Raw genomic sequence first — 23,857 nt, 5'->3', positions numbered from 1 at the left:
CTTATAAATCTTTGCCGTGGCAATTTTTATATTTTTTGCCGCTGCCACAAGGACATGGATCGTTCCGACCAACTTTTTCCACATGCACTGGTTTTTGCGGTGCACTAGTTTCTTCTTCCGTCACGCCTTCTTGGCGAGCAGGACCAGCTGGCACTTGTTCCCGTTGCACGTTTTGACGAATTTCAGCTTTCATAAAGAGACGGGTAGCTTGGAACTCAATTTCCGCAATCATACTTTCAAACATTTGGTACCCTTCAGTTTGGTATTCCACTAAGGGGTTATTTTGGCCATATGAGCGTAAGCCCACAGATTGACGTAATTGATCCATCGCATCAATATGATCGGTCCAGTTATTATCCACGACGCGTAAAATCACGACTTTTTGGAATTCTAGTAATTGTTCTGGTGAATTTAAGACTTCTTCTTTGGCGTGTAATACTTCTTCAGCCCGTTGATAGAGATAGTCTTTTATTTCTTGTGGTGCTTTTCCTTTAATGTTATCCACGGAAATACTATCTTCATGGACTAAGGCATTACCGGCAAAGTCAACAATACCTTGGAGATTCCAATCTTTTTCCTCGGTTAAAGTATTGGCGTCCACCGTCCGGCCAATCGTCCGTTTTACCATCGCCATTAAAGGTGCCGTTAAGCCTTTTTCTTCCATAATGACTTGTTGGCGTTGGGCGTAAATAATTTCCCGTTGTTCCCGGATAACATCATCATATTGCAAAATGTTTTTCCGTGTATCGTAGTTGTTTCCTTCCACTCGTTTTTGCGCGCCTTCCACTTGTTTAGAAAGCATCTTAGATTGGATGACTGAATCTTCTTCGCTTAAGTTCATCCGTTCTAAAAAGGCGGTCACTCGTTCAGAACCAAAACGTTTCATTAAGTCATCTTGTAAGGAAAGGTAGAATTGGGTAACCCCTGGATCTCCTTGCCGACCAGAACGACCCCGCAACTGGTTATCAATCCGCCGTGATTCGTGACGTTCTGTCCCGATAACGGCTAAACCACCTAACTCTTTGACACCAAGGCCTAACTTAATATCGGTCCCCCGACCAGCCATGTTGGTGGCAATAGTTACCGCACCTTTTTGACCAGCATTAATAATGATTTCCGCTTCTTTAAAGTGGTTTTTAGCGTTTAACACTTCATGAGGAACTTTGTCTTTCGTTAACAAATCGCTTAAAAGTTCAGAAGTTTCCACCGCCACAGTCCCCACCAAGATAGGTTGGCCTTTTTCGTGACGTTGTTTAATATCTTGCACCACTGCTTTAAATTTCGATTCCAAAGTTGGATATAATAAATCCGCTCGGTCGTCCCGCACAATAGGTTTATTGGTAGGGATTTGAATAACTTGCATGTTATAAATTTCCCGGAATTCTTCTTCTTCGGTTTTAGCCGTCCCGGTCATCCCGGAAAGTTTTGCATACATCCGGAAGTAGTTCTGGAAGGTAATGGTAGCCATGGTTTTGGTTTCATCTTCAATGTTGACCCCTTCCTTGGCTTCAATGGCTTGGTGCAAACCATCTGAATAACGACGTCCATCCATAATCCGCCCAGTAAATTGGTCCACGATTAAAACTTTACCTTCTTGTACCACATAGTCGATATCTAAGAGCATGATGTAATTGGCCCGCAAAGATTGGTCGATATAGTGAGTTAAGGCGGTATTTTCCACGTCGTACAAGTTTTTCACGCCAAAGTTTTCTTCGGCTTTATCAATACCTTCTTCAGTTAAGGTAATCGTTTTAGATTGTACATCAATTTTGTAGTCCACCTCTGCTTGCAGACGTTTGACGAAATTATCAGCCCGCGTATAAAAAGCAGTAGATTTTTCTGCTTGCCCAGAAATAATTAACGGGGTCCGCGCTTCATCGACTAAAATAGAGTCCACTTCATCCACCACGGCAAAATTTAAAGGCCGTTGTACCATTTGGTTGCGGTAGACTACCATGTTATCTCTCAAATAGTCAAACCCTAATTCGTTATTCGTAGAGTAGGTAATATCACATGCATAAGCGGCGCGTTTTTCTTCAGAAGACATGGCATTTAAGTTCAACCCAACTGTTAGGCCTAGGAAACGGTAAAGTTCTCCCATCTCTTGGGCATCCCGTGTTGCTAAGTATTCATTGACCGTCACCACGTGCACACCTTTACCAGAAAGAGCATTTAAATAAACGGGCATGGTGGCAGTTAAGGTTTTCCCTTCACCAGTTTTCATTTCGGCGATATCCCCGTTATGAAGTACTTGGCCCCCCATGATCTGTACGTGGTAAGGGAACAAGCCTAAAACCCGTTTCGCGCCTTCCCGAACAACTGCAAAAGCTTCTGGTAGTAAATCGTCTAAGTTAGCACCTTTTTGAACTTTTTCTTTCAGCTCCGCTGTTTTGCCTCGCAACTCGTCATCTGAAAGTTTTTCCATAGCCCCAGCAAAGCTTTCTACTTGGTCTGCTACGTTAGATAAGCGTTTTAATTCTTTTTTATCGTTTTCAATTAATTTTTTTAATAGATTAGCCATTCAAAGATTCCTTCCCGTCATTTTTTCGTTGGTAAAAACTTAAAAAAAGTGACTCCATCTTATGTATTTTAGCATTTAATAGTTTAAAAATAAATACTAATTCATTAACTGACCATTAAAAAAAGACGCCACAGCGTCTTTTTTTAATGGAAGCTTGATAAAGTGTATGCTAATTGGTTTCAATAAGACCGTACTTACCATCTTTCCGACGGTAAACAATGCTAGTGCCATTGGTTTCGGCATCTTCAAAAATGAAGAAGCTGTGACCAAGCATGTTCATTTGAAGCACTGCTTCTTCCGAATCCATTGGTTTTAAAGATAAACGTTTGGTCCGGACAATGTCCAATTCATTTTCAGCGTCGTCTTGGCTTTCTACAGCAGGTGCTACTGGCGCTACCACACTGTTATCACGTGTACGACGGTTAATTTTCGTTTTAAATTTGCGGATTTGACGTTCCAATTTATCCACTACTAGGTCGATACTAGCATATAAATCTGGAGAAGTTTCTTCTGCCCGCAAAACGATATATGGAAGTGGAATCGTAACCTCCACTTTAGCGGTTTTTTCCGTATAAACTTTTAAGTTTACATGGGCTGTTGCATCAGGTACATCAGTAAAGTAGCGTTCTAATTTTCCTACTTTCTTTTCTGCGTACTCGCGAATCGCTTGGGTGACTTCGATATTTTCCCCTCGAACATTGTATTTGAACATAGCAATTGCTCCTTTCGTTTACCACTCGAGAAAGTCGGCTAAAGGACCACTCTTTAACCGCCTTACCTTAATTCAATTATAACGAACCGTTAGATATTTGGAAAGTAAATCGCTAACATTTATTATTTTCTTTCCCTCTATTTTTAAGTTAGCGTGCCAAGCTAAAGGTCTTGACTACTTGAAAACCCGCTTGTTGCAAGGCTTTTTGCCCTTGAACTAAAGTAGTGCCGGTGGTATAGATGTCATCTATTAAAATAACTTTTTGGCAAGAGAGCGTTATCCTGGGATTTATTTGAAAGACTTGGGGCAACTGCAAGCGCTCTTGACGGGTACGTTGACTTTGTGGTGTCGTCTCGGCGCTTTTTACTAAAAGCTCCGTGTATGGCAGACCCGCACCTGCTAAAAGACCTGTTACTTGATTGAATCCTCTTTGTTGTAGGCGTTGAGGACTCAAGGGAATAGGGACGAACACACAATCTTGCAGCTTGGATAAGGCTTGCTGGATATTCTGCGCAAAACTAAAACGCAAATGATAAGCTCCTCGAAATTTATAACTTTCCATCCAAGAAGCCAACGCTTCATTGTAAACAAGGAGGGCTTCATGGGGCGCTTTTTCTGGATAAAAATGACGCCACTTTTGACAATCAGTGCAACAGGTTTTATTTTTTTGTCGACGACAACAAGCAGGACAAACGTTTTCTTCTTTCAAGAAATGAAATTTGCGCTGACAGTGACGACATAAGCCCACCGCTTGAAAAGAAACCGAGATTAAATCCGTCAACTGCCACAATTGGGGACTTTCTTTTAAGCAAACACCACAAATCATTTTTCTTCCTCCTCCTTAGGGGCTAAGAGGAGACCTTTTTCCTGAGCTAAACGATTTAGCTGCTGAATCTCCCTTTTAGCTTGCACCATGGAACGCGTCACACCATCATGGACCCAATAGACAAAGCCTGTGGGATAATCTTTGCTGCGCCCCACTCTTCCGGCAATTTGAATAAGTACTTCTTTGGTAAAAATTTTTTGATTGCTCCCTAGTACCAATACGTGGATATTTTCTAAGGTAACGCCCCGCTCTAAAATAGTGGTGGTAAAAATAAAATCATATTCCCCTAAACGTAACGCCACAACTTTTTCATGCCGCTGAGGATCGTTGGCGTAAATACTCACTACTTTTTTGGTGGGAAAGGCGGCGGCAAAAAATTTAGCTGCTTGTTGCAACCAACGAATTTCCGGACAAAAAATGAGCCAACGTTGCGTAGCTAAAATCTTTTTTAAACGTGTCGGCATTTTTTGCAATAATTTTTGGCGCCAATTATTGAGCCATAAAAATTGCGGTACAGGTAAAGGTTGCCCATGGAAACGACTAGTCAGCACCTCATATGATAATTTCCCTTGGCGCAACGCTGTAAATTCCCGCGTCGTCGGGGTGGCGGTGAGGAGCAAGGTATGTCCCTTCTTCGCTACAGCAAGGTGCGCGCCTTGCTGTAAAAAAATTTCACTAGTAAAAGGAAACGCATCGACTTCATCAATCACCAGTAAGTGAAAGGCTTCATGGAAGCGGAGCAGCTGATGGGTAGTGCAAACTACCAATTGCTCTCCTTGATAGCTTTCACTGCTTTTTCCATGTAAGACGGTTTGCTGAATCGTCGGAAAACTTCTTTTTAAGCGGGGAGCTATTTCTAAACAAACATCTACCCGCGGTGAGACCCACGCTACCTTTTGACCTTTGGCCAAAACTTCGGCGAGACCTTGAAAAACCATCTCCGTTTTCCCCGCTCCCGTAACAGCCCACAATAAGGAGTCGCCAGCTTTTTGAACGCGTTGTACTACCCACGCACTTAAACGCGCCTGCTCTGTGCTTAAGGGATGTGGATAGTGCACAGGCACATTTTTATTTTCCCCAGTGTGCACAGGGAATAGATACAAAAAATCTCCTGCCATCACTCGCCCTAACGTTAAACAATAAGGACAATACCCGCGACCGTCTGGCAACTGAAAAAGTTCCCAAGAAAAAGAACTGCCACACCGCTGGCAATATCCTTTGTCTAAAACCTGCACTAAAGCTTTCTTTTTACCGGCAGCTAACGCCTTTTCTGCTTCAGTAATTTCAGCTGCTAATAATTTACGTCCTTGTAGCTGTTTCATCTGCCTCACCTCGTAAAAAGATACGCAAAAAGACCCACGACAGCACACCGTCGTAGGTCCTTAGTTGAGATTTATTTTATTTCATTAAAGATACTGCTTGATCCAATACTTTTTCACCATTCATCATGCCGTAATCTGCCATATTGATGACATCTAAAGCGATTCCTTTAGGCGCCGTCTTCTTGGCAAAATCATCTTTTAAAAAGCGTACTTGCGGCCCTAACAAGACCACATCCACGTTTTTTTCCGCCAATTTATTATCCACTTCAGAAGATGCGATAGCAAAAATATCCGCATCATAATCGCGAGCAACTGCTGCTTTTTGCATTTTACTTACTAATAAACTGGTAGACATTCCGGCTGAACAAACTAACATAATGGTTTTTTTCGCCATGATTCGTCTCTCCCTTGTTTTATTTTCGCTACAACTCTGATTATAGACCTTAAAGTAGGACTGTCAAACAATGGAATTGTCAACAAGCGCTAGCTAAATAATTCTTTTCCTTCTCGCCAAACATTTTCTTTAAAAAGTTTCTTAAAGACGATGAACTCTTTGGACAAATTCACCACCACCACCTCGTAGTGGGCATTCAGCCAACCATAAGCACCATTTTCCGGATGCAAGTAATCATTGGCCCACCACTCAGGTAAGGTGCGGGCAGTCTTGGGTAAACCTGAGGCTGGAAAAAGCAACTCATCAAATTGTGTAAAGGTTAAGGTTACTTGTGTGCCACCATTTTGCTTTAAATAGCGGGTGAGGCCATCATATTTTTTCTCCCGTTTCATCCTGCCACCTACTTTGCCGTTGTATTTTTTAAGAAATCCTCTATACTGATACTTAAAAGGAAGAAAGCCAAAGGAGCTTGTTATGCTTAACTCTTATTATACTATTAAAGAGGATGGAAGTAACGAAATCATCATTAAAAAGTCGCGTTTTATTTGTGATTTAAAGCGCGTCACCACCGAAGAAGAAGCCCAAGCTTTCATCCAACAAATTAAAAAGACCCACTATAAAGCGAACCATCATTGCTTTGCGTATGTCTTAGCCACCACACCTCAAACGCTGCGCTTCTCTGATGACGGCGAGCCTAGTGGCACAGCAGGTCCTCCCATGCTGGATATTTTACAAAAAAAAGAATTGATTAATCTCGTGGCCGTTGTCACTCGTTACTTTGGCGGCACTAAGTTAGGAACAGGGGGCTTGGTGCGAGCTTATAGCGGTAGTTTGCAAGAAGGTCTTGCCGCTATCGGCATAGTCAAAGGCGAACTTTATCAAGGATGTCAACTCGTCTTAGATTATGCCCAACAAGGAAACCTAGACTACTTTTTAACCACACATCCGCAATATCTTTTAACTGAGACGGCCTACACTGATAAAGTAACCATGATTATTCAAGTGAAAGTTCATGAGGTCCCGCAATTCACCGCCGAGATTACGGAGCTTTTACAAGGCAGTGTCCCCGTCGCAGCGCTAGATACCCGTTATGTTGAAGTTCCAATTGACGAGAGGTTGTAACTGCAGCGTTTATGTGAAAAGAGCAGGAGAAAATTTTTCTCCCGCTCTTTTTTTATTTTTCTAAGAAAAATTCAAAACGATTTCCGGCATATTGCGTCCGTACATATTCAAAAGGTGTACCATCGGCAAAATAAGAAATCTGGCGTAAGCGTAAAATGGCATCGCCACGTTTCATTTCTAAATACTCGGCAATTTGTTCAGCTGCTAAAGTGGCCGAAATCGTTTGTTCCGCATGGCCTACTTCATAACCGTGATTGGCAAGGGTTTGGTAAAAGGATTGACTCACTTCATTTTTACTATAACCTTCAATTAATTTAGCCGGAATCGCTGCAACTTCAAAACAAATCGGCACCCCGTCTGCGTAACGAATCCGTTCCATCCGCAAAATATTTTCATTTTCTGCAAGTTTTAAGCGATCCATCTCCGAAGAGCTAGGGGTCGTAAAGTAATACGCGATGGTTTTACTGGAAGGACTTTTTTGTTGGGACAACATAATCTCTGTAAAACTAGTCGTTCCGCTCATTTTTTCTTGGACTTTTTCTGAGGCCACATAAGTTCCCGAGCCAATTTTCCGTTCCAAGATTCCTTCATCCGCTAAGGTTTGAATCGCTTGCCGTAAAGTCATCCGGGAAACCTTAAATTTCACGCTTAATTCTCGTTCAGAAGGGAGCCGGTCCCCTACTTGCCAACGGCCTTGTTGAATTTCATTTTTAATTTGATCATGAATTTGGATATAAACAGGTACAGTACCTTTAGCCATCTGTATTCCTCCTTTAAGCAGAACTGGTCTACACCCAAATTTACACCAAATCCTTGGTTTCGTCTAGTTTTATTCTACTAGCAAATAAAAAATGCTAGACCAATTTTGGCCTAGCAAATGGACACATTGTCCTACCGTTAAAATTGGCTTATTGCAATTTTTCACACATTAATAATTTTTGGAGCGCCATTTAATATTTTGGCGTGTAGCACGCTTCACTTTTACACCGTGGGAAATTTTCGGTCCAATGTTAACCCAAGCATCAACTTCTTTGTTTTTGGTGGCATCGTAAACCCGTTCAGTTTCTTGGCGTAGTGTTTCTTTTAGCTTTTTCAATAACATCTTCATAGTCCCCTTTCTATAAAAAAACAGCACCCATGGACTGGATGCTGAAAAACTGGGGTAGCTGGATTCGAACCAACGCATGAGGGAGTCAAAGTCCCTTGCCTTACCGCTTGGCTATACCCCAAGATATGGAGGAGAGTGGATTCGAACCACTGAACCCTAAGGAACGGATTTACAGTCCGTCGCGTTTAGCCACTTCGCTACTCCTCCAAGAGTCAGGTGAAAAACCTGACTTAATTAATATAACGAACTTTGCCAGACTTTGCAAGTCCTTTTATCAAAAAAATTTAAAAATTACTCGTGCAAATTCCAAGCACGAATCAGTAAATCGTAGCCTTCATCTTCGGTTTTTACGCTTTGAGGTGCCCCTTCAGGTAAAACGGCTAGCCAGCCTTTACTTTGCGGAACTAAGTAGCCAATTTCCTTTTTTGCAATAATCAAGGCTTGGGCAGTAACGCTTTGTCCTTGATAATTTTTTTGGACTTCTTGTACTTCAACGGGAATATCTTTGTTCTTCTTACTCATGACTAACGAACTCCTTTATTTTTCCTGTAAATCATTTAATTGAAAATTCACTGCTGCCCCGATTAAGTTGGCATCGTTCCGAAATTGGCAAGGCACAACTTGTGGGGTAAAATCTTTAACTCCAAATTTAGCTAAGTAACTCAAGACGCGTTTTTCTAATTCTTCGGCTAAACCAGGTAATGCTGAAACGCCCCCACCAATGACTATCATTTCTGGATCCAAGGTGAACTGTAAATTGTACAGTCCTTGGGCTAAGTAATTATAAAAGTTTTCTACTTCCAGCTTAGCTGCCACATCACCTTTTTCAGCTAAGGCAAAGACGTCTTTGCCGCTATAAGTATCGCGTGGCACTTGTTGTACATCGCAATAGCGGTTGGCCATCGCCACTGCCGTACCCAGGTTAGATAAAGAGTGCACACCATCTAAGAGCATTAAGCCAAATTCGCCACCGAATAAATGGGCTCCTTTTAACAGTCTTCCTTCATGAAAAACGGCGCCCCCCACACCGGAACCCACCACTACAAAGAGCACTTCTTTTTTGTCTTTGGCTACCCCCTGATACACTTCGGCGAGACCCGCACAATTGGCATCATTTTCAATCGTCAAAGGCAATTGAAACAACTCTTCTAGTTCCGTAAAAATATCGAAATTATGAATATAAGGAATAGCCGAGATGCCAAGAATACGTCTGGCAGGTACGTCGACGGCACCTGGAGCCGAGATACTAACCCCTGTTAACCCATAAGTGGCAAGTTCCTCTTGAATCGCCTGCATTTTTTCTTTTAATGCTGCAAAAGTACTGGGGGTTTTAAATTGTTGTTGGTGACTCAGTTGCGCGCCATCCCACAACCCATACTTCACAGCAGAACCGCCCCAATCAAAAACTAACAACATGCCTTTATTCCTCCCCAAGCTTTTCTTTTATTGTAACAAAGAAATAACTTTTGGTACACGCAGCCTCTTTATTTTATGAAGGCTTTTGTGGATGACGGCGATAAGTGTAGGGGCCATGGTATTCTTTATCAGGATTGCGACGCAAACTAAAGGTTAAGGGGACGTAATCAATCCCTCCTGGAACGAAAGGATGACAGCGGAGAATCCGCGCGACCCCCATTAAAAAGCCCTTAAAAGCGCCGTGAGTGCGTAAAGCATCAATCATGTATTGGGAGCAAGTAGGATAATAACGGCAACTAGGGGGAAATAGTGGGGAAATAAAGCGTTGATAGCCTCGCACTAACCAAATTAAAAATTTTTTCACGTACTTCCCTCCTTTTACTCAGAACTACTATACACTTTTTTGACTAAAAAAAACAAGCTTCATCTCTGAAGCTTGCCGAAAGATTTATTTAACTTAAGATAGTAACTTTAACTGTCCGTCGTCCCCAAGCACTAAGTTGACTAGGGTCTGAAAAATGGACATCAATGATATTACCCTTGATGGCCCCGCCGGTGTCAGAAGCAATTGCTTCGCCGTAACCTTCAACATAAAGGCGTGTCCCTAAAGGAATAACGTTAGGATCTACTGCCACAGCCATCGGATTTGTTTGTAAATTTTGACCTAATGCAGTGACATATCCACCGCCAATAGAGCCTTCGTTGCAAGAATAAGCAGTGGATTCCATATACATAACTTCACCACTTACTGAGCTACTGGAACTAGCAGCAGCTTCTTGTTTGGCTGCTTCTTCCGCCGCTTCTTTTTCTGCTTGTGCTTTGGCTTCGGCAGCTGCTTTTTCTTCCGCCGCTTTTTTAGCTGCAGCTTCGGCGGCTGCTTTTTCTTTTGCTGCTTTTTCAGCAGCGGCTTTTTCTTTTGCCGCAATATCTGCTTGAATAGTTTTTAAGGCCGTGCTTTCAGAAACACTGGCAACTAATTGTGTACCTAATGTATTTGCAGAGTCATCGGTATCCACTACCGTTAATGACTGAACTTGTTTTTCATCGCTTGTAAAAGATTCTGCATAAACCGGAAAGGCATGTCCCACGGCAAGTAATACCCCCATCATTAACATGGGTAATGTTGCTTTTTTCATATGGTGTTCGTTCCTCCTTGTTTTTGACAAGGCTTATCTTAGCATGGAACACCTGGCGGTAGGTTACCGATCATTTAAACCTTTTTTACAGGCAAATCTACGTTCCCCTCTTTTGTAACTCTAGCGTAACTTTAGTAATACGTTATTTAAACGTATACTCTCGCTTAAACGATAGTCTTTAAAATAGATTACTAGTTATAAATATCGTTTTTTCACGTTGAAGAATATTTTTTTGAAATATTTCTGCGAATCTTTGAAGAAAAACAACGCTATTTTACACTTTGATTACAATTAAGTCGAAGATGCAAAGGCTTTTTTATCAGGTCTAGCCCTAAAGAAAGAAAAAAAGCTACCATATTTTAAGGCTGCGCCCTAAAACATGGTAGCAAATTCGTTTTTTTAAAAGAAACTAAAGATGTGTTGCCAAATTTCGCCATCAAACACGTCGGCGGTATTGCCGTTACCAATCAAGCCATAGCCAATCGCTGTTCCGATAATAAAAAGGAAAATCATGCCTAAAATCACCAACAAGATTTTAATGACGCTGATTAAAATGTAACGAATCGTCTCTGTGTTCATGAAAATCTTACTCCTTTTAAACGAAAGCCTCTGCTGTATTTTTAACTGTTTTGTCAAAATCAACCCGTTCAACTTCGGCACCAAGAGCTTGCAGTTTTTTATGGAATTGATAATAGCCACGATCTAAATAATGTAAGTTGGAGACGCGGGTTAAACCTTTAGCGCGTAAACCAGCTAAGATTAAAGCAGCGGCTGCACGTAAATCTGTCGCCGCTACTTCCGCTCCTTGCAATTGACTAGGGCCGTAAATTAAGGCGGTATTATTTTCAATCTTGATATTAGCATTCATGCGGCGCATTTCTTCTAAGTGTTGGAACCGATTTTCAAAGACTGTTTCCGTAACCACGCTCGTTCCATTGGCTACTAATTGAATTGCCGTCATTTGTGCTTGCATATCAGTAGGAAATCCGGGATGAGGCATCGTCTTAACATCTGTCGGCTTCAAGACTTTAGGACCAATTACTCGTAAGCCCCCATCCTCTTGAATAATTTCTGCACCCATTTCCCGTAATTTAGAAATTAAAGGGCGGTTATGTTCTGCAATGGCCTCTTCCACCAACACATTTCCTTCCGTCATGGCCGCAGCCACCATAAAGGTCCCTGCTTCAATCCGGTCTTGCACGATGGCGTGACGAACAGCTTTTAGGTGTTGAACGCCTTCAATCCGCATCGTTTCTGTGCCGGCGCCAAAAACTTTAGCCCCCATTTTGTTTAAAACGTTAGCTAAATCAACAATTTCTGGTTCCCGCGCTACATTTTCAATGACGGTGGTTCCTTTAGCTTTGACTGCCGCCATCATAATATTTTGTGTCGCGCCAACACTTGGAAAATCTAAATAAATCCGAGCACCTTTTAACTCTTCAGCATAAGCTTCAATATAGCCATTAGTTTGATTGATAGTCGCTCCTAAGGCCTTAAAACCTTTCAAATGTAAATCAATAGGTCGTTTACCGATAGCACAACCACCAGGCATCGCCACACGCGCATGACCGTTACGGGCTAATAAGGGTCCCATAACCACGATAGACGCCCGCATTTGGCTAACAAACTCATACGGAGCCTCAAAATTTAAAGGTTTCGTCGCATCAAAGGAAATCGCTTTGTGCGCTTCATCAAATTGCAAGTCAACATTTAAATGGCGAATTACTTCATTCATGGTAAAGACGTCGGATAAAATTGGAATATTGGTAAAAGTGCTAACACCTTCATCCGCTAAAAGCCCTGCTGCTAAAATTGGTAATACTGCATTTTTGGCACCTTCGATTTTAACATTCCCGCGTAATTTTCTACCGCCGCGAACTATGATTTGTTCCATCTTGTCTCCTCCAACATATCTCGTTAACTGAATTATTTTTTATTTTAAACTTTTAAAAAGGTAGGCTGCTAATTAAATTTCTAAACAGACTCAAGACCTCTAAGAAAAAGGTGGAACATAAATAGCCAAGCCCAATAGCCGTCATGACCATCAGCGTACGAATTTGCCGATAATGATTGGCTTTAAAAAATTGCTCTAAGCGCAAAGCTTGCATACTCCAAAAGATCATATAGATAAAAGCTAAGTGGCTACAAATTCTCACAATTGCTTCCACACCATAGCTTAACATCGCCTGACCTCCTTTTTACAATAAACACTTTTTGATAATAGCACAAATATGTAGAAATGCCAATGTTTTCTTCTTTCCTTTTATATAAAAAAGCAACCTTTCTTGTAACAAGAAAGGTTTACTTTTTAATGGTGTTTTGAAACATTAATCCGGTTAATTGCCCGGTGTAATGCAACGGTTGCCCGTTTTAACTCATCCACATTATGTTCTTCTTTGGCTTTTTCAATCAATTTCTCAGCCCGCATCCGTGCGCGTTCAGCCCGTGACACGTCAATGTCACGTTCCCGCTCAGCACTGTCGGCGATGATGGAAACGATGTTGTCCCGTACTTCTAAGATGCCGCCATTAACGGCAACCCAGTCTACGTGCGTGTCTGATTCCGTCCGTTTTACCCGAACTTCGTCAATTTCTAAAGGCGCAATAATGGGGGCGTGCTTGGGTAAAATCCCTAGCTCCCCATCAATTGTCCGAGCTACCACTAAACGGGCGTGATGCTCGTAAACCAAGCCATCAGGAGTCACCACATTTACTGTTAAATAATCAGCCATGGTTATTCCTCCTTTATTGCACTAAACGTTTTGCTTTTTCCACGACATCTTCAATTGGTCCCACGGCGCGGAAAGCTTCTTCTGGTAGGTCATCATACTTACCAGCTAAAATTTCTTTAAAGCCGCGAACAGTTTCAGCAACTGGCACATAAGAACCAGGTAAACCAGTAAATTGTTCGGCAACGTTAAAGTTTTGCGATAAGAAGAATTGAATCCGGCGAGCCCGGGCAACTAAGATTTTTTCTTGGTCAGATAATTCATCCATCCCTAAGATGGCGATAATATCTTGCAATTCACGGTAGCGTTGTAAAACGCGTTGGACTTCCATCGCTACTTGGTAATGCTCTTCCCCAACAATTTCAGGGGTTAGGGCTGAAGAAGAAGAAGCTAATGGATCCACCGCTGGATAGATTCCTTGTTCTGTTAAACGACGTTCCAAGTTAGTTGTAGCATCTAAGTGGGCGAAAGCTGTAGCTGGCGCTGGGTCAGTATAGTCATCGGCTGGCACATAAATAGCTTGAATACTCGTAACGGAACCTTTTTTAGTGGAGGTAATCCGTTCTTGTAATTGGCCCATTTCAGTTGCTAAAGTTGGTTGGTACCCAACGGCAGAAGGCATCCGACCTAACAGCGCTGAAACCTCGGAACCTGCTTGGGTGAAACGGAAAATGTTGTCAATAAAGAGCAAGACATCTTGACCGGCTTCATCCCGGAAGTACTCGGCTAAGGTTAATCCGGTTAAGGCTACCCGCATCCGCGCACCAGGCGGCTCATTCATTTGTCCAAAGACCATGGCGGTTTTTTCAATAACGCCAGACTCTTTCATTTCAAAGTATAAGTCGTTTCCTTCACGAGTCCGTTCACCTACACCAGTGAAGACGGATAAACCACCGTGTTCTTGGGCGATATTATGAATTAATTCCTGGATTAAAACAGTCTTCCCTACACCGGCACCACCAAAGAGGCCGACTTTCCCACCTTTTAAGTAAGGTGCCAGTAGGTCGATAACTTTAATTCCGGTTTCTAAAATTTCAGTACTAGTGGATAATTCATCAAAAGTCGGTGCTTTTTTATGAATCCCATTACGAGGAGCATCTGCTGGAAAAGCTTCTCCTAGGTCGATGGTTTCGCCTAAAACGTTAAACACCCGACCTAATGTCTTTTCGCCAACTGGCACCATAATTGGTTTACCCGTGTCTAAAACTTCCATCCCCCGTTGCAAGCCATCGGTGGATTCCATAGCGATGGTGCGGATCATGCCATCGCCTAATTCCAAAGCGACTTCTAGGACGACTTTGGTTTTTTTTGCGTCATTTTTATAAACGACTAAAGCGTTGTTAATGTCTGGTAAAGATTGATCTAGTGGAAACTCTACATCCACGACAGGTCCGATAACCTGAACGATCTTTCCTGAACTCATTTATTCTCCTCCTATCGCTAGTCTAGAGCTTCGGCACCGCCGACAATCTCTGTAATTTCTTGCGTAATGGCGGCTTGACGAGCTCGGTTATACGTAATAGTCAAGTCGTTAATAATATTTCCGGCGTTATCAGTAGCGCTCTTCATGGCGGTCATTCCTGCGGCGTGTTCCGCTGTTTTGGCATCCACGATAGCCCCAAAGATTAAGCTTTCCGCATATTGCGGCAATAAGATATTTAAAATAGCGTCTTTAGACGGCTCTAAAATATATTCTTGCTCATACTCGGTAGCTTCTTCCGGATCGATGTCAGAAATCGGTAGCATTTTTTCTACGCGAAATTGACTAGTTAAAGAATTTACGTGGTGGTTATAACAAACATACAACTCATCAAACACTTGACTGGAGTACATTTGTGTCGCCGTTTGGACAATCTTCCGTACTTCATCAAAAGACGGATAGTCTGTGACTCCCCGCAATTCATAGGCTAATTGTAAGCCCCGACCTTTGAAAAAGTCAGCGCCGACCCCCCCGATACACATCAAAACGTATTCTTCAGGAGATTGATGATCTTTTTCAATCATATTTAGCGTTTGTTTAATGACCGAAGAGTTATATCCCCCCACTAAACCTTTATCACTGGTAATGACAATGTAGCCCGTCTTTTGTACCGGACGGCTAACCAACATATCATGGTAACTAGCACTGGCATCTTCAGCTAACTCGGCTAATTGACTAGCAACTAGGTGAGTCACTACGGAACGAATTTTTTGCGCATATTCTTGGAAGTTACGAGAAGAAGCTTCCGAACGAGTTAATTTCGCCCCAGAAACCATTTGCATGGCGCGGGTAATTTGGCTCGTCTTTTTCGTTGAGGCAATGCGGCGCTTGATTTCAATTAATGAACCGGCCATCTGATTACCCCCTTCTAAGCGTTTTTAATCTCAGCTATTTTTTCTTCTACAGCGCTGTCGTTCTTTTTACCGGCAGAGTACATTTGTTTGTATTCATTAATAGCTGCATTTAATTTTTCTTCAGCTGGTAAGTTCCCAGTTGTTTTAATTTCATCTAAAAGTTCCTTGTGATTGCCGTCAAAGTAATCAAACAAAGCACTTTCAAAGTCTAAAATATCTTCTACTGGAATACTATCCAAATAGCCATGAGTTAAAGCGTACAAAATCACAACTTGCTTAGCCACAGGTAGCGGTGCGTGTAATTTTTGTTTCAAAATTTCCACCGTCCGTTTCCCACGGTTTAATTTCGCTTGGGTAGCGGCATCTAAATCAGAACCAAATTGCGTAAAAGCTTCTAATTCACGATAACTAGCTAAGTCCAAACGTAAAGTTCCGGAAACTTTTTTCATGGCTTTAATTTGGGCAGAGCCCCCAACCCGGGAAACAGATAAACCAGGATCAATGGCGGGCCGGACACCGGCATAGAATAAATCAGATTCCAAGAAAATTTGCCCATCCGTGATGGAAATGACGTTCGTTGGAATATAAGCCGAAATATCGCCGGCTTGGGTTTCAACGAAAGGTAACGCCGTCATAGAACCGCCGCCTAACTCATCACTAAGTTTAGCTGCCCGTTCCAATAAGCGGGAGTGTAAGTAGAAAACATCCCCTGGGTAAGCTTCCCGACCTGGTGGCCGACGTAAAAGCAAGGAAATTTCACGATAAGCTACAGCTTGTTTGGATAAATCATCAAAAACGATTAAGACGTGCTTGCCATTATACATGAACTCTTCACCCATCGCCGTTCCGGCATAAGGTGCAATGTAAAGTAATGGCGCTGGTTGTGAAGCTGAAGCCGTCACGACGATTGTGTAATCTAAAGCCCCGAATTTCCGTAGTGTTTCTACTTGTGAACGTACCGTAGATTCTTTTTGCCCAATCGCCACGTAAATACAAATCATATTTTCGTCTTTTTGGTTCAAAATCGTATCAATGGCGATAGAAGTTTTCCCAGTTTTCCGGTCACCAATAACTAATTCCCGTTGGCCACGGCCGATGGGTACTAGTGCATCAATGGCTTTTAAACCTGTTTGTAAAGGTTCTTTAACGGATTTCCGTTGCATAACCCCAGGAGCCATGGCTTCAATGGGACGTGTCTTGTCGGTTTTAATTTCCCCAAGACCATCCACAGGCATTCCCAATGGATTGACTACCCGGCCAATTAAAGCTTCGCCGACAGGAACTTCCATGATGCGACCCGTTCTTTTGACTTTGTCACCTTCACGAATCGTATCAAAGTTACCTAAGATAATAATCCCCACATCATTTGTTTCTAAGTTTTGGGCCATTCCGTAAGAGCCATTATCAAACTCTAACAATTCACCACTCATGGCGTTTTCTAAACCGTGAGCGCGGGCGATACCATCCCCCACATAGGTGACTGTTCCGACTTCTTCTACGGAAAGTTGGCTCTTATAATTTTCAATTTGTTGTTTAATCAACGCACTAATTTCTTCTGCTTTGATTGCCAAATCTTTCACCTCTTTTAGTCTGTCAACGCAAGTTACTGTAGCAAGGCTTGTTGTAAACGTTCCATTTGTCGTTTTAAGCTACCATCAATAATTTTATGGCTAGCTTCTACTACAACGCCACCTAAGATACTGGGATCTACTTGGTTGTCTAATTGTACTTGTTTCACATGAGCGACCCGGGCAAAATTTTCTTCTAATTTTGCTTTTTGTTCCGGTGTCAAAGGTTGCACAGTCTTACAAACGCCGTACAAAACGCCGCGATATTCATCATAGCGTCTTTCATACTCGTCAATCATAAAGACCAAGTCATCCATCCGGCGGTATTCAAAGACCACTTGTAAAAAGTTGCCTACTAAACCGTCATACCGTGGGGCGATCGTGGCAAAAATCTTTTCTTTTTCATCTGGTTCCAGGCGGGCATCCGTTAAGATGTCTCCTAAATCCGGAATATTCGTAAAGACTTTCCGCAAGCTACGCAACTCTTGGTACACTTCAGCTAATTGTTCTTTGTCTAAAGCCGCTTCAAACAAAGCTTTGCCGTAGCGCCGACCAACCATATATTTATCTAACTTCATGAGTCTCACCTAATTGGGCGATATAATCGTCAATTAATTGGGCATGAGCGTCTTTTGACAACTCTTGATTCAGGATTTTTGCGGCTAAATCCATGGAAAGATTGGCGATATCTTTTTGCATATCCCGCATCGCTGTTTCTTTTTCCCGTTGTAATTCTTCCCGCGTTTTTTCTTTTATGCGATCTGCATCGTTACGCGCTTCTTGCAAGATATTTTGTCTACTTTGTTCGCCACTACTTTTAGCGGTGGTGACAATATTCATGGCTTCATTCCGTGAATTTTGTAAAGCAAGCTGACGTTCTTGTTCCAGCTTTTGTGCAGAGATTCGAGAGTTTTCCGCCGAATCTAAATCGTTGGCAATTTTTTCTTCACGTTTTTCCATGATGCCCATTAACGCAGACCAAGCAAATTTCTTCACTAAGAACATCAAAATCAAGAAGGATAATAGAACGAAAATAATCGTTCCTAACGTGGTGGAAGGAGTGCCTTCACCTAATAACAGGAATGGTAACATAATTCCTTCTCCTTTCAGCTACAAGTAGAAAAAGCAGGTAACGCCCTTGGCGCCTGCTTTTTTCTTTATTATCCCAAGAAAATAAGTAAGAAGGCTACGATAATCCCTAAGATTGGCACAGCTTCAATCATCCCAACCCCGATAAACATGGTACTTCTTAATTGACCAGACATTTCTGGTTGACGGGTCATGGATTCTAATGTTTTAGAGATAACCTTTCCGTTACCATAAGCGGCTGCTAATGCGGATCCTAATACGGCGATACTTGCTGCGATGTAGTTCATTTAAGTTTTCCTCCTAGAAAAATGTTTTTTTAGTTTTGTTTTTATTCGGCTACTTCAACTTTGTGGCCGATGTAAACGCTAGATAATGTAACAAAGATGTAGGCTTGAATCGCCCCGATAAAAATAGAGAATCCAATCCAGATGACTTCTAACGGGATGGATATGATGAAACCAACTGGTGGCAACATCATGGCTAATTTAGCCACTAAAGTCAAAAGAACTTCCCCTGCATAAATGTTCCCGTAAAGCCGAAGACCTAGCGACAAGACGTTGGTAAATTCTTCCATCACTTTAATTGGTGAAAGGAACGCAACGGGCTTAATAAAGCTGTTGATAAAGTAGCCCTTGATACCAAATGTTTTTAATCCGTAGAAATTGCTCAATAAAACGACAGTCATGGACAAGGTCAACGTGACAATCGGATCGGCGGTGGGACTCTTCCAAAGAGTCGTTTCACCTGGGGTAACGACTTTGGTCACTAAACCTACCGTGTTGGCCACAATGATAAACAAGAACAAGACGAAGGCAAACAAGAATAAGTTACCGGCTTGGTCTTTTGGCAAGTTTTCATTGACAATTCCACGAATGAAATCGACTAAGTACTCAATGGCGTTTTGTTTTCCCTTAGGCTTGAGCTGTAAATTGCGAGTAGCGGCATAAACCAACAGAAAAATAATAAGGCAAGTTAACAGAACCATCAAGCAAACTGTACCATCAAACCAGACGGGGCCAATGTGAAACACCAAAGACTTTTCATCCAAATTTTTTTCACCTCTTTTCTTGAAAGGCTGGGAGTCAATCAAATGATTCACTCGTGAACCACACTATCCTACCACCAAGAACCGAAAATTTCAAAAAATTTTCATAAACGTTCCAGATGGCATTCTTAAAAAAAAATGAGTAAAAAAAGCGCAGAGTACTTTTTTTAAAGAATTGCTTTTTTTCCCGTTCATTCGTTAAAACTGATGGTGGGCAACTCTTTCTACTCTACGCTTATGCTATCAAATTATCAAAAAAAGGAAAAGCAAAGTGATTATTAGGCGCAATACGGGCCAAAATCTCACAATGGCTACAAAGAATGAGAATTTTTTTACCTGATTCTCACTTTCAAATTATCTTTTGTGCACGTCTTAGCGATTTTTCAGGCGTAAAGTTCGGTCAATTTCGCGTTTTTGGTCTTTGCGTTTTAAATCTTCCCGCTTGTCGTATTGTTTTTTCCCTTTCGCCAGCCCCACTAAAACTTTCGCGTAACCATCTTTCAGGTAGACTTTTAAGGGAATTAAGGTGGTCCCTTGTGTCTTTAGTTCACCGACTAACTTAGCTAATTGTTTTTTATGCAACAACAGCTTGCGGGAACGCAAGGGATCATGATTGAAAATATTTCCTTGTTCATAAGGACTAATATGCACATTCCACAAATAGGCCTCGCCATCTTTCAGCTTCACGTAACCGTCTTTTAAGTTAATTTTCCCATTGCGGATAGATTTAATTTCTGTTCCTTGTAACACGATGCCTGCTTCCAAGGTTTCTAAGATGGTGTAATCGTGATACGCTTTTTTATTTTGTGCAATTTGCTTGCCAAAACCTTTAGGCATTAGCGTTTCCCCCTCTTATTTTTGCCTTTTTTGGCGCCTTGGTAAAAGGGGCGTTGGCCGCCCTTACCTTTGCTTTGACTTTTATTTTTATTTTTACTACTACGTTTTTTAGTGGTGGCTGTTTCTTTCGAGCGTTTGCCACGTTCTCCTTCATTTTTCCCTCTAGCCGCAGGTCGTTTATGATGTTGGCGTCTTTTCAAGTCTTGTTCTTTAATCCCTTCGGCGGCAACCAACTGGAAGTCAATGGTTCGGGTTATGGGATCGCTTTTCACGACTTTGACAACGACTTTTTGTCCTAGCTTAAAGGTTTGGCGCGTGTTCTCTCCTACTAAGGACATATGGGCTGGGATAAAGTGGAAATAATCTTGTTGCAAACTATTAATGTGGACTAAGCCTTCAATGGTATTGGGTAGTTCGACGAAAAAGCCAAATTTAGTAACGGAACTAATCACACCGGCAAACTCTTCATCAATGTGACTAGCCATATACTCAGCTTTCTTCATGGCGTCGACACCACGTTCGGCGTCTACCGCTTTTCTTTCCATCTGAGAAGAATGTTGCGCAATCTCTGGTAAACTTGCAGCAAAACGTTGAATATCGGCTTCTTGCGGGTGCGTACCATACGTATGAATCAAACGATGTACCATTAAATCCGGATAGCGGCGAATGGGACTAGTAAAGTGAGTATAATCATCAGCCCCCAGCCCATAATGGCCTAAAGGTTCCGTGGTGTACTTGGCTTGTTGCATACTGCGTAAGAGCATGGTGGAAATCACCGGGCCTTCTGGCTGGTCGCTAACTTTATTTAACAACTGTTGCAAGCTCGTTGCCGTGACTCCTTTTTTCGTTCCAGGAATCGTTAGACCAAAGACACTGACAAACTCAAAGAAACGTTGGAGTTTTTCTTCTTTCGGCGCTTCGTGAATCCGATAAATAAACGGTAAGTTTTGTTGGGCAAAATGCGCGGCAACAGTTTCATTAGCAGCCAGCATGAAAGACTCGATTAATTTTTCACCGGTGCCCCGCTCTCTTAACACGATGTCTAAAGGATGTCCTTGTTCGTCCACAATCACCCGCGCTTCACGATCTTCAAAGTTAATCGCCCCGCGGCGTGTCCGCATGGCACTTAAAATTTCGTGGAGTTCAGCCATCTCATGGAACATCGGCACTAAGTCTTGATATTTTTCACACGTTTCCGGTAAGGCTTCTTCGATAATTTCATTCACTGCTTGATAGGTCATGCGAGCAGTCGTCTTAATCACGCTGGGAAAAATCTCATAGTGCACTACTTGTCCATTGCCATCAATTTCCATTTCGCAGCTTAAGGTTAAGCGATCCACTTGTGGATTTAAAGAACAGATGCCATTAGACAGCCGTTGTGGAATCATGGGAATCACACGGTCGGTTAAATAGACCGAAGTCCCCCGCTGATAAGCTGTTGCGTCTAAGGGCGAGTTTTCCGTGACATAGTGGGAGACATCAGCAATATGCACACCTAAAAAGTAATTACCATTAGCTAATTTACGCACCGTAACGGCATCATCTAAATCTTTAGCATCAGCACCATCAATAGTTACAATCACTTGGTCTCTTAAATCCCGGCGACTTCGATAATCTTCAGGGGCAATTTTTTCTGGTACTTCTTCAGCGGCGACTAACACTTCATCAGAAAATTTTGTTTCTAAACCTAAAGACACCACGTAAGATAAAATATCCATCCCGGGATCATTTTTATGCCCGAGAATCTCTGTAATTGGTCCTAAAAACCGTTGCGGATTTTGCTGACTAGGATAAGCTTGAATACTTAAAACAACGATGTTTCCTTCTACAGGATGTAAGCCTGTTTCCGTCACATAGACGCGATACCCCGCCAGCTTTTGCTCTTGCGGGATAAGATAGCCTAAATACCCACTATCCCCTTGCATTTCTTCATCGTAAGGCACAAATTCACCAGTGATGCGCTCTTGGCCCCGCTTTTTAATTGCGACAACTTTACCTTCCGCCCCTTTGCCCGAAAAAGGATCTGCGGGATGCAAGATATCAATGGCTACTTCATCGCCGTCTAAGGCTAAGCCCACCTCTTCTTTTTTGATATAAATGTCGTCTTCTTCCGGATCGACATTGACAAAGCCAAAGCCGCGGTCATTCAAACGTAAAATCCCCGTTAATAATATATTTTCTTTAGGCAATTGAATCTTGCCGACTTTTGTAAACTGGACTGCGCCATCTTTTTCCAATTGAGCGATGGTCTTCACGAGCTCTTTATACGCGCTACCGCTGGTTAGACCTAGCGTTTCAGCAATCTCAGCTACTGGCAAAGCTTTGCCAGCTTCGGCCAAAACTCCTTGAATTTTTGTTTTTAATTTTTCCATAATTTCCTCACACAAACGAACAGTGGCGGATAAACGCCAAGACGTCTTCTTCAAATTTTTTCCGTTCCTGACTCACCGTCAGAACGTGACTACTTTTAGCGTACCACTGAAACGTCGTGGGCAAATTATTGACGACGCGCTGTTGTACAGTGACTAAACTACCTTGGGGATCAATCATTTCATCTAGACCAGCTTGTCCCACAAAGTAAGGGCAGGAAAACGCCGTTAAGCCTTCATAGGCCATACTAGCTTCAGCTTCAATTGCCGCCAGTTGCGCCACTACTCCTGTTTTTAAAGGAGCCAAGCGAGCTGTCAACTCTTCGGCCGTAAGTTTTTGTCGTTTGAAAAGTTCTGTAGCGTACAAGATGAAATTTTCCGGCACTTGACTTTTCCGCGCTGGAAAAATTGGCGAAGAAAAAATTCCACCTCCACAAAGCGTCGCATCATTACTAGCCAATAATTGGGTAGCAAAAATGCCCCCCATGGATAAGCCAAAGACAAAAATCTTCGTAAAGCCCTCTTCTTTTAAAAAAGTCAGAGCTTCTTGCGCATCTTGGCGCCATTTAGTCGGACCAGCGTTCATAATATCTGCTGGATTTATCGTCCCGTGCCCCGTAAAAAGCGGCGCGTAGACGCTGTAATTAGCACGCTCTAAAAAGCGCGCCAACATCCGCACATCATTGGGACTACCTGAATACGCATGTAACAGCAACACCGCAGTTTCCCCATGACGCTCATAAATTGTTTTCGGCACCACACTGGCCACCACCTTTCTCTTTAAGAATACCAAAGACTGCTGAGAAATGCTCAAAAAAACAAAGGGAAAACTCTTCCTTTTGAAATTTTTACGCTCTTAGCAATTTTATTTTAACCATCAAAAAAAGCCCGACAAACAAAGTTGCCTGGGCTCTAACGTCATTTACATTATTTTGAAGACAAATATGCTAACAAGAATAAGAGAATCATCCACACTGCTCCCATGTAAGCTGTCGCTTTTTGCATGAAAGCTTCAAAGCCCCGCGCTTTTTGACGACCAAACAAGTTGTCAGCACCACCGGTAAACGCTGAAGCCGCACTATTTTGTTTACTAGGTTGCATCATAATCCCAATGACAATTAAAACCGAAAGAATAATAACAATGACCAGCAAGAAATTATACAAGAGTTTCCCTCCTTTACAAACACCTATCTACACTAAGGATAGCATACCTTTTGCATAAAAAAAAGTCAACGGGAAGTTGGTAGCGGAAAAATCTCGTTCGAAAGTGATAATGTCCTAGGTATATCGAAAGGGAAAATGTCCCAAAATGATAAAATAACCTTATGGA

General features: G+C 42.2%; 28 protein-coding genes and 2 tRNA genes. 1 reads left to right on the top strand and 29 read right to left on the bottom strand.

Going from position 1 to position 23,857, the window contains the following annotated elements; genetic code table 11:
• Position 1: 1 nt before the first annotated feature.
• The 6 genes from secA to FFM57_RS08095 all read right to left on the bottom strand — a co-directional run bounded on the left by secA (position 2) and on the right by FFM57_RS08095 (position 6,167).
• Positions 2–2,521 carry a preprotein translocase subunit SecA gene (gene secA, locus FFM57_RS08120; RefSeq protein WP_137600018.1) on the bottom strand — a complete coding sequence of 840 codons (2,520 nt, stop codon included), beginning with the start codon at positions 2,519–2,521 and terminating at the stop codon, positions 2–4.
• Positions 2,522–2,690: 169 nt separating this feature from the next.
• Positions 2,691–3,233 (bottom strand): ribosome hibernation-promoting factor, HPF/YfiA family, encoded by a 543-nt coding sequence (hpf, locus tag FFM57_RS08115; RefSeq protein WP_137600017.1) that lies wholly within the window; start codon positions 3,231–3,233, stop codon positions 2,691–2,693.
• A 148-nt stretch (positions 3,234–3,381) separates the two neighbouring features.
• On the bottom strand, positions 3,382–4,059 hold the full coding sequence (locus FFM57_RS08110) for a ComF family protein (protein WP_137600016.1): 678 nt from the start codon (positions 4,057–4,059) through the stop codon (positions 3,382–3,384).
• The gene (locus FFM57_RS08105) at positions 4,056–5,381 is read right to left on the bottom strand and encodes a DEAD/DEAH box helicase (protein WP_137600015.1); all 1,326 of its coding nucleotides are present in this window, start codon (positions 5,379–5,381) and stop codon (positions 4,056–4,058) included. The genes FFM57_RS08110 and FFM57_RS08105 overlap by 4 nt, the downstream gene beginning before the upstream one ends.
• 76 nt (positions 5,382–5,457) lie before the next feature.
• Entirely contained in the window at positions 5,458–5,775 is a 318-nt protein-coding gene (locus FFM57_RS08100) for a PTS sugar transporter subunit IIB (protein ID WP_137600014.1), read from the bottom strand.
• Positions 5,776–5,864: 89 nt separating this feature from the next.
• Positions 5,865–6,167 (bottom strand): DUF7662 domain-containing protein, encoded by a 303-nt coding sequence (locus FFM57_RS08095; protein ID WP_137600013.1) that lies wholly within the window; start codon positions 6,165–6,167, stop codon positions 5,865–5,867.
• A gap of 82 nt (positions 6,168–6,249) precedes the next feature.
• On the opposite strand from FFM57_RS08095, the gene FFM57_RS08090 reads away from it, so the two are divergent.
• Positions 6,250–6,897 (top strand): YigZ family protein, encoded by a 648-nt coding sequence (locus FFM57_RS08090; protein WP_137600012.1) that lies wholly within the window; start codon positions 6,250–6,252, stop codon positions 6,895–6,897.
• 52 nt (positions 6,898–6,949) lie between these two features.
• Here the strand turns inward: FFM57_RS08090 and FFM57_RS08085 are convergent, their stop codons facing one another.
• The 23 genes from FFM57_RS08085 to secG form a co-directional block, all read right to left on the bottom strand.
• Positions 6,950–7,657, bottom strand: a complete 708-nt coding sequence (locus FFM57_RS08085) for a GntR family transcriptional regulator (protein WP_137600011.1) — start codon at positions 7,655–7,657, stop codon at positions 6,950–6,952.
• 168 nt (positions 7,658–7,825) lie between these two features.
• A complete protein-coding gene (locus tag FFM57_RS09875) occupies positions 7,826–7,999 on the bottom strand; it encodes a hypothetical protein (protein ID WP_170999940.1) in 174 nt (57 codons plus the stop codon).
• Positions 8,000–8,054: 55 nt separating this feature from the next.
• Positions 8,055–8,126 (bottom strand) — tRNA-Gln (locus FFM57_RS08080).
• Positions 8,127–8,131: 5 nt separating this feature from the next.
• Positions 8,132–8,212, bottom strand: a tRNA-Tyr gene (locus FFM57_RS08075).
• Between the two features lie 84 nt (positions 8,213–8,296).
• Positions 8,297–8,527 (bottom strand): DUF2969 family protein, encoded by a 231-nt coding sequence (locus FFM57_RS08070; protein WP_137600010.1) that lies wholly within the window; start codon positions 8,525–8,527, stop codon positions 8,297–8,299.
• A gap of 15 nt (positions 8,528–8,542) precedes the next feature.
• Positions 8,543–9,421, bottom strand: a complete 879-nt coding sequence (locus FFM57_RS08065) for an ROK family protein (protein WP_137600009.1) — start codon at positions 9,419–9,421, stop codon at positions 8,543–8,545.
• A gap of 73 nt (positions 9,422–9,494) precedes the next feature.
• Entirely contained in the window at positions 9,495–9,785 is a 291-nt protein-coding gene (gene yidD, locus FFM57_RS08060; RefSeq protein WP_137600008.1) for a membrane protein insertion efficiency factor YidD, read from the bottom strand.
• 88 nt (positions 9,786–9,873) lie between these two features.
• Entirely contained in the window at positions 9,874–10,557 is a 684-nt protein-coding gene (locus FFM57_RS08055; RefSeq protein WP_137600007.1) for a 3D domain-containing protein, read from the bottom strand.
• A gap of 399 nt (positions 10,558–10,956) precedes the next feature.
• Complete coding sequence (locus tag FFM57_RS08050) at positions 10,957–11,136, bottom strand: DNA-directed RNA polymerase subunit beta (protein ID WP_137600006.1); 180 nt, start codon at positions 11,134–11,136, stop codon at positions 10,957–10,959.
• 16 nt (positions 11,137–11,152) lie between these two features.
• Entirely contained in the window at positions 11,153–12,451 is a 1,299-nt protein-coding gene (gene murA, locus FFM57_RS08045; RefSeq protein ID WP_137600005.1) for a UDP-N-acetylglucosamine 1-carboxyvinyltransferase, read from the bottom strand.
• A 52-nt stretch (positions 12,452–12,503) separates the two neighbouring features.
• Positions 12,504–12,740, bottom strand: a complete 237-nt coding sequence (locus FFM57_RS08040) for a DUF1146 family protein (protein ID WP_137600004.1) — start codon at positions 12,738–12,740, stop codon at positions 12,504–12,506.
• A 125-nt stretch (positions 12,741–12,865) separates the two neighbouring features.
• Positions 12,866–13,288, bottom strand: coding sequence for a F0F1 ATP synthase subunit epsilon (locus FFM57_RS08035; RefSeq protein WP_137600003.1), 423 nt, complete (start codon positions 13,286–13,288; stop codon positions 12,866–12,868).
• A 13-nt stretch (positions 13,289–13,301) separates the two neighbouring features.
• Entirely contained in the window at positions 13,302–14,708 is a 1,407-nt protein-coding gene (gene atpD, locus FFM57_RS08030) for a F0F1 ATP synthase subunit beta (RefSeq protein WP_137600002.1), read from the bottom strand.
• Positions 14,709–14,725: 17 nt separating this feature from the next.
• The gene (locus FFM57_RS08025; protein ID WP_137600001.1) at positions 14,726–15,619 is read right to left on the bottom strand and encodes a F0F1 ATP synthase subunit gamma; all 894 of its coding nucleotides are present in this window, start codon (positions 15,617–15,619) and stop codon (positions 14,726–14,728) included.
• A gap of 14 nt (positions 15,620–15,633) precedes the next feature.
• Complete coding sequence (atpA, locus tag FFM57_RS08020; RefSeq protein ID WP_137600000.1) at positions 15,634–17,190, bottom strand: F0F1 ATP synthase subunit alpha; 1,557 nt, start codon at positions 17,188–17,190, stop codon at positions 15,634–15,636.
• Positions 17,191–17,222: 32 nt separating this feature from the next.
• A complete protein-coding gene (gene atpH / locus FFM57_RS08015; protein WP_137599999.1) occupies positions 17,223–17,765 on the bottom strand; it encodes an ATP synthase F1 subunit delta in 543 nt (180 codons plus the stop codon).
• Positions 17,752–18,282 carry a F0F1 ATP synthase subunit B gene (gene atpF, locus FFM57_RS08010; protein ID WP_170999941.1) on the bottom strand — a complete coding sequence of 177 codons (531 nt, stop codon included), beginning with the start codon at positions 18,280–18,282 and terminating at the stop codon, positions 17,752–17,754. The genes atpH and atpF overlap by 14 nt, the downstream gene beginning before the upstream one ends.
• Before the next feature lie 65 nt (positions 18,283–18,347).
• A complete protein-coding gene (gene atpE, locus FFM57_RS08005) occupies positions 18,348–18,563 on the bottom strand; it encodes a F0F1 ATP synthase subunit C (RefSeq protein ID WP_137599997.1) in 216 nt (71 codons plus the stop codon).
• 41 nt (positions 18,564–18,604) lie between these two features.
• The gene (gene atpB / locus FFM57_RS08000; RefSeq protein WP_137599996.1) at positions 18,605–19,324 is read right to left on the bottom strand and encodes a F0F1 ATP synthase subunit A; all 720 of its coding nucleotides are present in this window, start codon (positions 19,322–19,324) and stop codon (positions 18,605–18,607) included.
• A 369-nt stretch (positions 19,325–19,693) separates the two neighbouring features.
• Positions 19,694–20,158 carry an SsrA-binding protein SmpB gene (gene smpB, locus FFM57_RS07995; protein WP_137599995.1) on the bottom strand — a complete coding sequence of 155 codons (465 nt, stop codon included), beginning with the start codon at positions 20,156–20,158 and terminating at the stop codon, positions 19,694–19,696.
• The gene (rnr, locus tag FFM57_RS07990) at positions 20,158–22,530 is read right to left on the bottom strand and encodes a ribonuclease R (protein WP_137599994.1); all 2,373 of its coding nucleotides are present in this window, start codon (positions 22,528–22,530) and stop codon (positions 20,158–20,160) included. Before rnr ends, smpB begins: the two co-directional genes overlap by 1 nt.
• Positions 22,531–22,537: 7 nt before the next feature.
• The gene (locus tag FFM57_RS07985) at positions 22,538–23,287 is read right to left on the bottom strand and encodes an alpha/beta hydrolase (RefSeq protein WP_246023468.1); all 750 of its coding nucleotides are present in this window, start codon (positions 23,285–23,287) and stop codon (positions 22,538–22,540) included.
• Between the two features lie 167 nt (positions 23,288–23,454).
• On the bottom strand, positions 23,455–23,691 hold the full coding sequence (gene secG / locus FFM57_RS07980) for a preprotein translocase subunit SecG (protein ID WP_137599992.1): 237 nt from the start codon (positions 23,689–23,691) through the stop codon (positions 23,455–23,457).
• Positions 23,692–23,857: the final 166 nt, after the last annotated feature.

This window comes from Enterococcus nangangensis, from assembly GCF_005405245.1.
In the GTDB taxonomy this organism is placed as follows: domain Bacteria; phylum Bacillota; class Bacilli; order Lactobacillales; family Enterococcaceae; genus Enterococcus_J; species Enterococcus_J nangangensis.
Note: the sequence above shows the minus strand (reverse complement) of the source record. Positions and strands in the feature narration are given on the sequence as shown.